The sequence below is a fragment of the Streptomyces sp. NRRL B-24484 genome, from assembly GCF_000717715.1.
Classification (GTDB): Bacteria; Actinomycetota; Actinomycetes; order Streptomycetales; family Streptomycetaceae; genus Kitasatospora.
The window spans coordinates 1-12,391 of record NZ_JOAI01000046.1 but is presented as its reverse complement, the minus strand read 5'-3'; the positions used below and the strand labels follow the sequence as shown (position 1 = coordinate 12,391).

Sequence of the window (12,391 nt, the reverse complement as noted above, 5' to 3'; positions counted from 1 at the left end):
TTCCCCCGCGCTGTCCCGCCCCGGCCCGCCCCGGCCCGCCCCGAGTCGCAGAACCGGGGCGGTACCCGGGGCGGCCGTCAGGCCGTGGCCGGGACGGGGCGGCGGTCCTTGAGGTGGATGCCGAGGGCGACCAGGGCGGTCGCCGCGGCGAGCACGCCCACCGCGGCGGCCAGCCCGCCGACCAGGGCGGAGGCGGCGAGCAGGACGAGCGGGCAGAAGAACTCGCCGAGGAAGAAGGCCGCCGTCCACAGCCCGGTGCCCCGGCCGCGGTCGGCGTGGTCCAGCAGGGCCATCGCCCGGGTGAGCAGCAGCGGCAGCAGGACACCGGTGCCGAGGCAGTTGACGACGGCCCCGGCCACCAGCAGCGGCGCCCGGTCGGCGACCGCCATCACGGCGAAGCCGGCCGCGCAGAGCGCCAGCACGTGCGGCAGGAAGCGCTGGGCGCGGCCCGTGAAGCGGGCGAAGCCGGCCGCACCGGCGACCGTGGCGGCACTGGCCAGTGCGGTCGCCGCGCCGATCGCGGCCGGTGCGGTCACCCCCAGGTCGTCCAGCAGGTACGAGGTCTCCACCGGAACGGTGTAGAACACCACCGCGCCGAACAGGGTCAGCCCGCAGGTCGGGGCCAGCCGCCGCCAGGGGAAGGGCCGTTCCGCGGCGGTGTCGACGGGCCCGGCGGGCTCCCCGGGCGCGTCCGCGACGGCCTTCGGCGCGGGCCGCAGGACGGTCGCCATCAGCGGTGCGAGCAGCAGGCTCACCGCGTACGCCCAGAACGGCGCCCGCCAGCCGGCCGAACCGACGGCCCCGCCGATCGCGAAGAACGCGGTGGCGGAGACGGCGGCGCAGATCGTCTGCAGGGCGAGGTAGCGGTCCCGGGTGCGGCCGCTCCAGTAGTCGCCGATCAGGGTGGTGCAGCAGGTCATGATGACGGCCTCGGCGACGCCGACCAGCGCCCGGCTGGCGACGATGGCCCCGAGCGAGTCGAGCCAGAGCGGCGCCGTGCCGACGAAGGCGTACGCGACGGTCGCCCCGACCAGCAGGCGGTGCCGGCCGAGCCGGTCGATCAGCACACCGGCGAACGGGGCGAGCAGGGCGAGCGCCAGGGCCGGAATCGTCAGTGCGACCGGCACCAGGGCCTCGGCGCCGGGCGTGGCGGCGAAGTGGTCCTGGATCCTCGGCAGGACGGGGGCGATGAGGACGGCCCCGAGGATCGGCAGACAGCTGCCGGCCATCAGTAGCACGGCCTTGAGCCGCAGACCGGGGACGGACGCGGTCGGTGCGGCGGCCGTCGGCGCGGGGGCGGCGGGCAGGTCGGTGTCGGTGGTCGCCACGGGGGCGTCGGTACTGTCGTCGGGGGCGATGGGGGCGGGCACAGGATCTCCGTTCACGGACGGTGGGGCAGGTGGGGCGCTCGACTGTCGGCGTGGAACGCGCCTACTACTACCAGCAGTTCGCCGCCGCTCCCACCCCGCGCCCATCCCCTGGGACGGGCCCGCCCGGCCCCGGAACGGCCCGGTGTCGGCCGCTACCAGGGCACCACCTGTCCGAGGTGGTCGACGAAGTGGAGTCCGGGCTTCCCGTGGTGGGCCTCGATCGTGTCCACCACTCCGGGAACGCTCTCCTCCACGGCGAGTTCGGCGTCGGGCCCGCCGAGCTCGGTGCGGACCCAGCCCGGGTCCATCAGCAGCAGCGTCCGCGGATCGTCCGTGTGCCGGGCGGCGTGACAGCGCATCAGCTGGTTCAGCGCGGACTTGCTCGCCCGGTACAGGTCCTGCCCGCCGTCGGTGTTGAGGCTGATGCTGCCCTGGTCGGAGGACATGACGCCGATCGTCCCCGAGGGGGCGACCAGCGGGCGCAGCCGTTCGACGACGCGCATCGGGCCGAGCGCGTTGGTGGCCATCACCTCGGTGAACATCCCCGTCGGGACGTCGCCGATCGGGAGGTCGCCGCGCGTGATGGCGGCGTTGACGAAGAGCAGGTCGAGCGTGCGGCCCGCCAGCCGGTCGCGCAGGGCGGTGATCCCGTCGGGGTCGGTCATCTCCAGCGACTCGACGGTGAGCCGCCCCCCGGACGCCCCGGCCAGGTCGTGGAGTCCGGTGCGCAGGCTGCCGCGGACGGTGCCGACGACGTCCCAGCCGCGGCGCAGGTACTCGGCGGCCAGTTCGAGGCCGAGGGTGCGGGAGGCGCCGACCACCAGGGCGGTCCTTCGGGTGTCGGTCATGGTGTTCCTGTCGTGAGGGCAAGGTGAGGAGTGCGGGACGCCGTCGACATCGGGCCGACTGGTCGTCATGGATGAAGTCTCCGTTCGGTCCTGACGAAACGTCCAATACCATCGCGATCGCATTGATACCGTCCGGGTATGGATCTGGACCTGCGGAAGCTCCGCTACTTCGCCGCGGTGGCCGAGCACCGGCACTTCGCCCGGGCGGCCCGGGCGCTGTTCATTGCCCAGCCCGTCCTCAGCCGGCAGATCCGGGCCTTCGAGCAGGAACTCGGCTGCCGCCTGTTCGAACGGACCACCCGCAGCGTCGAGCTGACCCCGGCGGGGCAGCAACTGTACGAGGAGGTACGGAGGATCACCGCAGTCGTGGACTCCGCGCTGCGCCGGGTGCACGAGGCCGCGCGCGGCGAGCACCGCCTGGTCGTCGCCTTCTCGCCCGGCCTGCACGTCTCGCACGCCGTCCGGGCGTTCACCGCCGCCCACCCGGACGTCCCGATCGACGTCTTCCCGCTGCGCTGGTGGGAGCGGGACGCGCCGATCCGCGACGGCCGGGTCCACGTCGCGTACCTCCGCGGGCCGTTCGACGGCACGGGCCTGCGCACCGTCGCCGTCGGCCACGAGACCAAGCTCGCCTGCCTGCCCACCACGCATCCGCTGGCCGGCCGGACCGCGCTCACCACCGCGGACCTCGACGGCGAGACCGTCCTCGACGGCAGGGGGCGGCGGACGTCCTCGCTGGAGGGGAAGTTCGAGCTCATCGCCTCCGGACAGGGCATCGCGTACGTCCCCGAGAGCGTCGCCGACTCCTACTCCCGCCCCGACCTCGTGTACCTGCCGGTGACCGACCTCCAGCCGGTCGAGACCTGCCTCGCCGTGCCGCAGGACGACTGCACCGGCCGCGCCGCCGCCTTCCTGGAGATCGCCGCCGCCGTCCTGCGCCCGCCCGCCGCCGGCGCCGGGACCGCCGCCCCCGCCGCCGGCGGGCCGCACCGGGTCAGCGGTACGGGACCACCGCCACCGGGCAGGTGACGTGGTGGATCGCCGCGTGGGTCACCGGCCCGACGTGGCCGCCGAAGGTCACCCGCCGGTCGTGCCGGCCGACCACCAGCAGGCCGACGTCCTCGCCGACGGCCTCCACCACGGCGAGGGCGGCGCTGCCCGGCACCACGGTCGCCTCCACCTCGACGTCCGGGAACCTGCGGCGCCACGGCTGCAGCGCGTCGGTGAGCGCCTGCTCCTCGGCCGTCGCCAGGTCCGCGGAGATCGCCGCGATCGCGCCGAAGGCCATGTACTCGCTGCCCGCCGGCGGACCGGCCGCGTGCAGCACCCGCAGCGGCACCAGGTGCTGCGCGGCAGCCCGGAAGGCGAACTCCAGCACCTCGGGGCAGTCGTGGCGCAGGTCCAGGGCGAGGGCCACCGGACGGCGGGCCGGTGGCTGACGCGTCCCGTCGGCCCCGCCGCCGGCCCGGACGAGCACCACCGGGCAGGCCGCCCGGGCCAGCACCTCCTGGCTGACCGAGCCGACCAGGAACCCGCGCAGTGTGCTCAGCCCCCGCGAACCCAGGACCAGGACGGAGGCCTTCTCGCCGGCGGCCGTCAGCGCGGCGGCGGGCGTGTCCGGCACCAGCCGGGAGTTCACCGGCACGTCGCCGGCGGACGCCCGGACCGCCGCCTCCTGCTCGGCCAGCTGCTGCCTGACCCAGCGGTCCGCGTCCTCACCGCCGAGGACGTGCTGCTTGGGCCACGGCCACGCCTGGACGAGTTCCAGCGGCAGCCCGCGCGTCGCCGCCTCGACGGTCGCCCAGTGCAGGGCGGCGATGCTCTCGTCCGAGCCGTCGTAACCGACGACGACGGGTCCGTTCACGGGATCCTCCCGGGTGGTGCGGTCGTTGCGCGCCGGTACCGCCCGGCACGGTGCACGGGGACGGCGCACGGCCGGTGCGCGCTCGGTGCCCGGAGCGGACCGCCGGGGCACGGCCGTGCCGCGTGCGCGCCCCATCGCACCAGTCTCGCGCGGCCGGAGACAGGGCCGGACGGCCCTGGCGGGGACGGCGGCCGGGCGAACTCCCGGCGAGACAGCGGCCGACCGGGCGGACCGGTACCGCGGAGGGGTACCACCGGCCCGGCCGGGCACCGGGCGTGATGCCCCGCCGGGGTACCGCGACCCAGTGCCGCGGGCAGGTGCCGAAGTGCCGGGGCCGCGCGGCCCCGTTCGGCGGACCGGCCGCCCCCGGCGGGCCCGAAGGCCTGGCGGCCCGGTCGGCCCCGGGCTCTACTGGGGCGAGACAGCTGCGCGGGCCCCGCCGCCGACGGCGCGGGCCGGGTGCGCCCACCGCGCCTGCCGGGAGGACAGCCGTGAACGACAACGCCCATCCCGCGCCCGGCCACGCCCCGAGCGGGGACCCGTCGCCCGGGCCGGACGAGCCGGACCCCGCCGCCATCGCCCGCCGCATCGACGAACGCCGCGGCGCCCTCGGCCTGAGCGAGGCCGAACTCGCCGCCAAGGCCGGGATGGCGACCCGGTACCTGCAGCACCTCGCCGAGGCCGGACCGACGTTCGACCCCGGCGGATTCCTCCGCCTCGCGAGCGCCCTCGGGCTCAGCCACCGGGAACTCGTGGAGGGCCGCACCGACCCGCCGCCCGGCCAGGGCGGCGCCCCCGAGCAACCGGTGCTCGTCCGGCTCGGCGTCCGCGAGTGCTGGGACCGGATCGGCGACCACGGCGTCGGACGGGTCGCCGTCCCCGCCGACCCGGGCCCGGCCGTCCTGCCGGTGAACTACGTCGTCGACGCCGGCACGGTCGCCTACCGGACGGCCCCGCACAGCGCCGCCGCGCCGGACACCGGCACCACCCTCTCGTTCCAGATCGACCGGATCGACGAGAAGCTCAGCCGCGGCTGGAGCGTCCTGCTGGCCGGCACCGCCGAACACGTCACCGCGCGCCGGGAGATCGACCGGCTGAACGCGCACCCGGGCTCCGAACCGTGGGCGGGCGGCGACAACCCGCTCTGGATCCGGATCCGCCCCACCCGGGTCACCGGCCGCCGCGTCGGCTCGCTCTGACACCCCGACGGGCCGGCAACCCGGCGTCCCGCAGCTCCGGCCGGAGCTGCGGGACACACGGCGCGGCCACCACCGGCACGGGGGCGCCGGTCGCTAGCCTGGCCGGGCCATGACCATCGCCATCGCCCTGCTCACCCAGGACCTCCGCCTGCACGACAACCCGGTGCTGCACGCCGCCGCCCGCAGCGCCGACCGGGTCGTCCCGCTCTTCGTCCTCGACCCCGGCATCGAGGCGGCCGGCTTCGCCGCCCCCAACCGCCGGGCCTTCCTCGCGGACTGCCTGACCGACCTCGACGCCTCGCTGCGCCGGATCGGCGGCCGGCTGCTGATCCGCCGCGGATCCGCCGCCGCCGAGACGGCGCGGCTCGCCGAGGAGACCGGCGCCGTCGCCGTCCACGTCGCCGCCGGGGTCAGCTCCTTCGCCCGGCGCCGCGAGGCCGACCTGCACCGGCACGTCGGCGACCGCCTCCACGTCCACGACGGTGCCCTGACCGCCCTCCCGCCCGGCGCCGCGGTGCCGGCCGGCAAGGACCACTACGCCGTCTTCACCCCGTACTTCAGGGCCTGGCAGCAGAGCACCCGCCGCCCGCCGCACCGGGCACCGCAGCACCTGCGCACCCCCGACGGCCTCGCCGGAACGGACCCGGCGGCCGTCCGCCCCGGACGCACCGACTCACCGGGCCTGCCGCCCGGCGGGGAGACCGAGGCCCGCAAACGCTGGCAGGCCTGGGACGTCACCGCGTACGAGGAGGTGCACGACGACCTGGCCACCGACGGGACGTCACGCCTCTCGCCCTACCTGCACTTCGGCTGCCTGTCCGCGACCGAACTGGTCGACCTCGCCGAACGCCGCGGCGGCCCCGGCGCGGAGGCCTTCGTCCGGCAACTCGTCTGGCGGGACTTCCACCACCAGGTGCTCGCCGCCCGGCCGGAGGCCGCCTGGCAGGACTACCGCAGCAAGGGCGACCGGTGGCACGAGGACTCCCGCGAGGCCGAGGCCTGGCGGCAGGGCCGCACCGGCTTCCCCGTCGTCGACGCCGGGATGCGCCAACTCGCCCACGAGGGCTGGATGCACAACCGCGCCCGGCTGCTCACCGCCTCCTTCCTGACCAAGACCCTCTACCAGGACTGGCGGACCGGCGCCCGGCACTTCCTGCGGCTGCTGGTCGACGGCGACCTCGCCAACAACCAGCTCAACTGGCAGTGGGTGGCCGGCACCGGCACGGACACCCGGCCCAACCGGGTGCTCAACCCGCTGACCCAGGCCGACCGGCTCGACCCGGACGGCGCCTACGTGCGGCGGTGGGTGCCCGAACTCGCCGACGTCCCGGGCCGGGCCGTCCACCGGCCCTGGCTGCTGGACCGTCCGCCGGCCGACTACCCGCGGCCCCTGGTCGACCCGGGCGAGGCGTCCGCGCGGCTGCGCCGCGGCCGGGGCCTCGACTGACCGGGGGCGCCACGGCCGTCCGTGATCCATCCGTGAACCGCCCGACCCGTGAGGCCGCATGGACGCTCTGCTGCACGCGCTGAGGATCACCGGCGCGATGACCTGGGAGATCACCTGGGCGCTGATCCTCGGCTTCCTGCTGTCGGCGGTCGTCCAGGCGGTCGTCCACCGGGAGACCGTCGCCCGGGCGCTGGGCGACGACCGGCCGCGGACCCTGGCGCTCGCCGCCGGGCTCGGCACGGCCTCGTCCTCCTGCTCGTACGCCGCCGTGGCGCTCGCCCGCTCGCTGTTCCGCAAGGGCGCCGACTTCACGGCGGCGATGGCCTTCGAGATCGCCTCGACCAACCTGGTCGTCGAACTCGGTGTGATCCTGGCGCTGCTGATGGGCTGGCAGTTCACCGCGGCCGAGTTCACCGGCGGTCCGGTCATGATCGTCGTGCTGGCCCTGCTCTTCCGGCGGTTCCTCCGCGCGCCGATGGTCCGGGAGGCGCGGGAGCACGCGGACCGCGGGGCGGCGGGCTCGATGGAGGGCCACGCGGCGATGGACATGAGCGTGCGGGGCGGCGGCGGCTTCGTCCGCCGGCTGGCCTCGCCCGAGGGCTTCACCTCGGTCTCGCACGTCTTCGTGATGGAGTGGGCCGCGATCCTGCGCGACCTCGTCCTCGGTCTGCTGATCGCCGGGGCGGTCGCCGCCTGGGTGCCGGACTCCTTCTGGCAGGCCTTCTTCTTCACCGGCCACCCCGTCGCGGCCAAGATCTGGGGCCCGCTGATCGGCCCGGTCGTGGCCGTCGCCTCGTTCGTCTGCTCGATCGGCAACGTGCCGCTCGCGGTCGTGCTGTGGAAGGGCGGCATCAGCTTCGGCGGCGTGGTCTCGTTCATCTTCGCCGACCTGCTGATCCTGCCGATCCTGAACATCTACCGGAAGTACTACGGGCGGCGGACGACGCTCTTCCTGCTCGCCACCTTCTACACCGCCGTCGTGGCCGCCGGGTACGCGGTGGAGATCCTCTTCGGCGCGCTCGGCCTGATCCCCGACCAGGCCGACGCCACCGTGCCCTCCGAGGGGGTGCGCTGGGACTACACCACCTGGCTGAACATCCTCTTCCTGCTGATCGCCGCGGCGCTGCTGGTCCGCTTCTTCCGGACGGGCGGCGCCGGGATGCTGCGGGCGATGGGCGGCAGACCGGACGCCGCGCCGCACGGGCACGGCAGCGTCCCCGGGGCCGGTCCCTCCGTGTGATCGGGCCGCCGCGGGGCAGGCGCGTCCCGAACGGGGCCGCCGGGCCCCGCGCGAGCGAACGGAGGCCGATCATGGCTGAGCCCGTGTCACCCCCCGGACGTGCCACCCGTGCCGACCGGGCGAGCAGCCCGCAGAAGGGCACGATCCGGACGAATGTGCCGGCCCGCCTGGACCGGCTGCCCTGGTCGCGCTGGCACTGGCGCATCGTCATCGGCCTCGGGACGGTCTGGATCCTGGACGGCCTCGAAGTCACCATCATCGGCAACATGGCCTCCCGGCTGGCCGAGTCCGGCAGCGGCATCGACATCAGCGCCGCCCAGGTGACCACCACCGCGGCGGCCCTCTACGTCGCCGGCGCGTGCAGCGGCGCCCTCTTCTTCGGCTGGCTGACCGACCGCCTCGGCCGGAAGAAGCTCTTCATGGTGACGCTCGGCGTCTACCTCGCGGCCACCGCCGTCACCGCCCTCGCCTGGACGCCCTGGTTCTTCTTCCTCTGCCGGTTCTTCACCGGCTTCGGCATCGGCGGCGAGTACGCGGCGATCAATTCCGCCATCGACGAGCTGATCCCGGCCCGGGTCCGCGGCAGGGTCGACCTGATCATCAACGGCAGCTTCTGGATCGGTGCCGCGATCGGCGCCTTCGCTTCGATCGCCCTGCTGAACACCGCGCTCTTCGCGACCGACGTCGGCTGGCGGCTGTCCTTCGCCCTCGGGGTCGTCCTCGGCCTCGTCATCCTGCTGGTGCGGCGGCACGTCCCGGAGAGCCCGCGCTGGCTGTTCACCCACGGCCGCGCCCAAGAGGCCGAACGCCTGGTCGACGAGGTGGAACGGACGGTCGCCGAGGAGACGGGGGAGAAGCTCCCGCCCGCCACCGAGGAGATCACCATCCGCCCCAGGGGCGCCCTCGGCTTCATCACCATCGCCCGGACGGTGACCTCCACCTACCCCCGGCGGACGATCCTGGGCCTCGCCCTCTTCGTCGGCCAGGCCTTCCTCTACAACTCGGTCACCTTCGGCTACGCGGTGATCCTCACGACGTTCTTCAACGTGCCGGACGGCAACACGGGCTACTACTTCGCCGTCATCGCCGTCGGCAACTTCCTCGGACCACTGCTGCTCGGCCACCTCTTCGACTCCGTCGGCCGCAAACCGATGATCGCCGGCACCTACATCGGCTCGGGCGTGCTGCTCTTCCTGACGGCGTACCTCTTCCAGCAGGGCTCGCTCGACGCGACGACCATGACGGTGTGCTGGACGGCCGTGCTGTTCCTCGCCTCCGCCGGCGCGAGCGCCGCCTACCTGACCGTCAGCGAGATCTTCCCGCTGGAGACCAGGGCGCTGTGCATCGCGTTCTTCTACGCCGTCGGCACCGCGATCGGCGGCATCACCGGGCCGCTGCTCTTCAACGGCCTGGTCAGCAGCGGCAGGATCTCCGACACCACCCTCGCCTTCTCGATCGGCGCCGCGCTGATGGTGGTGGCGGGACTCGTCGAGGCGGCGATCGGGGTGAAGGCCGAGCGCCGCAGCCTGGAGTCGCTCGCCGCACCGCTCAGCCAGGTGCAGGGCGCGGCGGCCGGGCCCTCGTGACGCCCGCGGGCCGGGGGCCGGCGCAGGGCACCGGTCCCCGGCCCGGTTCACTTCGGCGGAGCCGGGCACACGCGGAGCCGGAGGAGCGGCCGGAGGCAGCAGGACGGCGGACCACGGCCCGGCACGCCCCTCCGGGCCGTGCCGACGACGACAGGGTGAGGACATGACGAAGGGCGTCGGACGGACCGGCTGGGCGGCCGGGGCCGCACGGTCCGTCTCCGAACGCCACCGGTGCTACTTCGGCGCGCCCGGCGACATCCGCTCGGGCCGCGACTTCACCACCAGAGTGCTGGACGAGTGGGGGAGGCCGGGCGGCGAGGAACGCCGCGCCGACATGCTGCTGGTGGTCTCCGAACTGCTCTCCAACGCCCTCCTGCACGGCAGCAGTCCGGTCGAACTCACCCTCCTCCGGGACGGCCCCCACGCCCGGATCGAGGTCTTCGACACCGGCCCCGGCAGCCCCGCGCCGCGCGAACCGGAGGAGGCCCCCAACGCACCCGGCGGCCGCGGACTGCACATCGTCGACCGGCTGAGCAACGACTGGGGGGTCGTCCGCCACCACCACGGCAAGACCGTCTGGGCGGACGTCAACCTCCGCCGCCAGGAACAGCCCGTGCACCACTGACGCGCCGTGCCGACACGGAGTGCCGCCACGGCATGCGCATCGGACGGCGGCGACCGGGCAGACGCGGGTGGGAAACCTCCCCGAACGTCCGAAAGGAGACAGCCGATGCTTGCGCTCGGACTCCTGCTGCTGGCGGCGACCGGTGCCTTCACCGGACTGCTGATCGCCGAGAACCTCGACGGCGGACCGACCACCACGGTGACCATGTTCGGCAACGACGTCGCCACCATGAACAGCCTCGCGGTCTTCCTCGCGGGGATCGCGCTGACCCTGATCTTCGTCTTCGGCTGCCTGCTGGTGGCCGCCGGCGCCCGCCGCCACCACCGGCGCAGCGCCGAACTGCGCACCTCCCGCCGCTCCCGCACCGCCACCGCCCCGGCGGAGCCCACCACCACCCAGCCGTACGCCGCGGCGCCCGAGCCGCAGCCGTACGCCGACCGGGCCCCGCTTGGCGGTGCCACCGGCGGCCCGGCCGGAACCGGCTCGCCGACCACGACCGCCGGGCTCCGGGCCGATGACACGGCGGCCGAACCCGCCCCGCCGATGCAACCGCAGTCGCGGCCGAAGCGGCGGGCGGGCCTGATCCACCGGCTCGGCCACTGAGCCCCGGCACGTCCTCGAACGCCGGGCGCAGGCCTGCGCCGTACGCTGCGCCCGTCCGCGCCCGGCCCGCACGGGTCTCCTCCGGAGGGAGCCCAGCATGCCGTCCGCAGCCCTCTTCGACGTCGACGGAACCCTGCTCGACACCAGCTACCTGCACACCGCGGCCTGGTCCGAGGCGCTCGCCCAGTTCGGGTTCACCCCGGTGACGGCCCGGATCCACGGAGCCATCGGCATGGGCGGCGACCAGCTGCTCGACCACCTGCTCGGACCCGACCGGGACCGTTCGCAGGACGCCGCGATCAGCGCCGCCCACGCGGCGCTGTACGCGCGGTTCTGGCCGCGGCTACGGGCCTTCGACGGCGCGGCCGACCTGCTCCGCGAGGTCGCTGCGCGCGGGCGCCGGGTGGTGCTGGCCAGCTCGGCCTCGGGGCGCGACCTGGAGGTGATGCGGCGGGTGCTCGGGGCCGAGGACGTGCTCTGGGTCGCCACCGGCGCGGACGACGTCGACTCCTCGAAGCCCGCGCCGGACCTGGTGCACGCCGCCCTCGAACGGGCCGAGGCCGGGCCCGGTCAGGCGCTCTTCGTCGGCGACACCCGCTGGGACGTCCGGGCCGCGGCAGCCGCGGGCGTCCCGTGCATCGCCGTGACCTGTGGCGGGGTGGGGGAGTGCGACCTGCGTGCCGCAGGAGCCCTGGAGGTCCACGCCGACCCGGCCGCCCTGCTCGCCGCCCTGGACGACAGCGCCCTGGGGCATGCCTGACCCCTCCCGGGTGAAGGACGGGGGCGGAGTGTGATGCGGGTGCGGGCCGTTGTGCGGACCAGGGGTTGACGCGGATTCGTCAGGTGGACCATTCCCGGATTGCGCAGTTCCCCGCGCCCCTGAGTGATCGCTCATGAGCTGTCGTGCAGACCTCCGCGCCCCCCGGGTGGTTTGCCCGTGAGCTCCCCAGGGGTGGTGGCGGGGCGTTCATCGGCCTCGGCGGGTGCCTCGGGCGAGGGCCAGGAGGGCGATCGCGGCTGCGGCTCCGCAGACGGCCCGCAGGGCCACCGCGGCGGCGGGGACTCCCGCGGTGGCCAGCCCGAGGGCGCAGACGGCCACCAGCAGCAGCGCGCAGAGGGGGATCCGCCGCAGGGTCCGCCGGGCGCCGTCCAGCCGGCCCAGCCGCATGGTGCGGAGCCGGAGTTCGAGGTCCACGTCCTGGCCGAGGCCGAGTTCTATCTGGCGGAGTATCCGCCGTTCACGCCAGGAGAGGTCGGGACCGTCCACCGCCGTCACCTCCGTCCGCCCTCGCCGGGTGCGCCCGGGCGGGGCGGCTGCGGGGGCTTGCCCCGGCGGCCGTGCCGTCCGCTCCCGGTCGCCGTCAGGATGCCGGTGACCGCACCGGCCACCGCCAGGACCCCCGGCGCGGCCGCCGTCCACACCGCCCCGGACAGCCAGAGCGCCGCCCCCGCGGACGGGTGCCGCAGGGCGGCCGTGAGCACTCCGGCGGAGAGCGCCGCGGACGAGGCCGACAGGTACGGCCGACGGCCCGCCACCGCCTCGCAGAGCCGCGCCCGGGCCCCGGCCGCGGTGCCCGCCGGGGAGTGCGGCGGGGGCGGGCCCGGGTCG

The 12,391-nt window shown here is 75.2% G+C and carries 12 protein-coding genes and 1 pseudogene; 8 read left to right on the top strand and 5 right to left on the bottom strand.

Going from position 1 to position 12,391, the window contains the following annotated elements; translation table 11 throughout:
- Positions 1–77: 77 nt before the first annotated feature.
- The gene (locus IE98_RS0132360) at positions 78–1,328 is read right to left on the bottom strand and encodes an MFS transporter (RefSeq protein WP_420706240.1); all 1,251 of its coding nucleotides are present in this window, start codon (positions 1,326–1,328) and stop codon (positions 78–80) included.
- Between the two features lie 194 nt (positions 1,329–1,522).
- Complete coding sequence (locus IE98_RS0132355; protein WP_030275202.1) at positions 1,523–2,218, bottom strand: SDR family NAD(P)-dependent oxidoreductase; 696 nt, start codon at positions 2,216–2,218, stop codon at positions 1,523–1,525.
- Between the two features lie 138 nt (positions 2,219–2,356).
- On the opposite strand from IE98_RS0132355, the gene IE98_RS0132350 reads away from it, so the two are divergent.
- Positions 2,357–3,247, top strand: a complete 891-nt coding sequence (locus IE98_RS0132350; protein ID WP_078661487.1) for a LysR family transcriptional regulator — start codon at positions 2,357–2,359, stop codon at positions 3,245–3,247.
- Here IE98_RS0132350 and IE98_RS0132345 read toward each other — a convergent pair.
- On the bottom strand, positions 3,213–4,082 hold the full coding sequence (locus IE98_RS0132345; protein WP_030275199.1) for a universal stress protein: 870 nt from the start codon (positions 4,080–4,082) through the stop codon (positions 3,213–3,215). The two genes, IE98_RS0132350 and IE98_RS0132345, sit on opposite strands and share 35 nt — an antisense overlap.
- A 491-nt stretch (positions 4,083–4,573) precedes the next feature.
- Here IE98_RS0132345 and IE98_RS0132340 point away from each other — a divergent pair, with 491 nt between their 5' ends.
- From IE98_RS0132340 to IE98_RS0132310, 7 genes are all read left to right on the top strand, one after another.
- Positions 4,574–5,281: a helix-turn-helix domain-containing protein gene (locus IE98_RS0132340; RefSeq protein ID WP_106976777.1), complete on the top strand. Its 708-nt coding sequence runs from the start codon at positions 4,574–4,576 to the stop codon at positions 5,279–5,281.
- 109 nt (positions 5,282–5,390) lie between these two features.
- Complete coding sequence (locus tag IE98_RS0132335) at positions 5,391–6,728, top strand: cryptochrome/photolyase family protein (RefSeq protein WP_030275195.1); 1,338 nt, start codon at positions 5,391–5,393, stop codon at positions 6,726–6,728.
- A gap of 58 nt (positions 6,729–6,786) precedes the next feature.
- Positions 6,787–7,968, top strand: a complete 1,182-nt coding sequence (locus tag IE98_RS0132330; RefSeq protein WP_030275193.1) for a permease — start codon at positions 6,787–6,789, stop codon at positions 7,966–7,968.
- Between the two features lie 71 nt (positions 7,969–8,039).
- On the top strand, positions 8,040–9,554 hold the full coding sequence (locus IE98_RS0132325) for an MFS transporter (RefSeq protein WP_052391270.1): 1,515 nt from the start codon (positions 8,040–8,042) through the stop codon (positions 9,552–9,554).
- A 163-nt stretch (positions 9,555–9,717) separates the two neighbouring features.
- Positions 9,718–10,179, top strand: coding sequence for an ATP-binding protein (locus IE98_RS43445; protein ID WP_052391269.1), 462 nt, complete (start codon positions 9,718–9,720; stop codon positions 10,177–10,179).
- 105 nt (positions 10,180–10,284) lie between these two features.
- Positions 10,285–10,782 (top strand): hypothetical protein, encoded by a 498-nt coding sequence (locus IE98_RS48480; RefSeq protein ID WP_106976776.1) that lies wholly within the window; start codon positions 10,285–10,287, stop codon positions 10,780–10,782.
- Positions 10,783–10,879: 97 nt separating this feature from the next.
- Positions 10,880–11,542, top strand: a complete 663-nt coding sequence (locus IE98_RS0132310; protein WP_030275181.1) for an HAD family hydrolase — start codon at positions 10,880–10,882, stop codon at positions 11,540–11,542.
- Positions 11,543–11,749: 207 nt separating this feature from the next.
- Here the strand turns inward: IE98_RS0132310 and IE98_RS49640 are convergent, their stop codons facing one another.
- Positions 11,750–12,049 (bottom strand): DUF3040 domain-containing protein, encoded by a 300-nt coding sequence (locus IE98_RS49640; protein ID WP_030275179.1) that lies wholly within the window; start codon positions 12,047–12,049, stop codon positions 11,750–11,752.
- A 5-nt stretch (positions 12,050–12,054) separates the two neighbouring features.
- Positions 12,055–12,391: pseudogene (locus tag IE98_RS49635) on the bottom strand (hypothetical protein); the annotation flags it as partial.

What these genes read in the sequence shown, in the direction of transcription:
- IE98_RS0132355 (WP_030275202.1), bottom strand. Translation starts at nt 2,218, where the DNA reads ATGACCGACACCCGAAGGACCGCCCTGGTGGTCGGCGCCTCCCGCACC.
- IE98_RS0132325 (WP_052391270.1), top strand. Translation starts at nt 8,040, where the DNA reads ATGGCTGAGCCCGTGTCACCCCCCGGACGTGCCACCCGTGCCGACCGG.
- IE98_RS0132310 (WP_030275181.1), top strand. Translation starts at nt 10,880, where the DNA reads ATGCCGTCCGCAGCCCTCTTCGACGTCGACGGAACCCTGCTCGACACC.
- IE98_RS0132330 (WP_030275193.1), top strand. Translation starts at nt 6,787, where the DNA reads ATGGACGCTCTGCTGCACGCGCTGAGGATCACCGGCGCGATGACCTGG.
- IE98_RS0132335 (WP_030275195.1), top strand. Translation starts at nt 5,391, where the DNA reads ATGACCATCGCCATCGCCCTGCTCACCCAGGACCTCCGCCTGCACGAC.
- IE98_RS0132350 (WP_078661487.1), top strand. Translation starts at nt 2,357, where the DNA reads ATGGATCTGGACCTGCGGAAGCTCCGCTACTTCGCCGCGGTGGCCGAG.
- IE98_RS43445 (WP_052391269.1), top strand. Translation starts at nt 9,718, where the DNA reads ATGACGAAGGGCGTCGGACGGACCGGCTGGGCGGCCGGGGCCGCACGG.
- IE98_RS48480 (WP_106976776.1), top strand. Translation starts at nt 10,285, where the DNA reads ATGCTTGCGCTCGGACTCCTGCTGCTGGCGGCGACCGGTGCCTTCACC.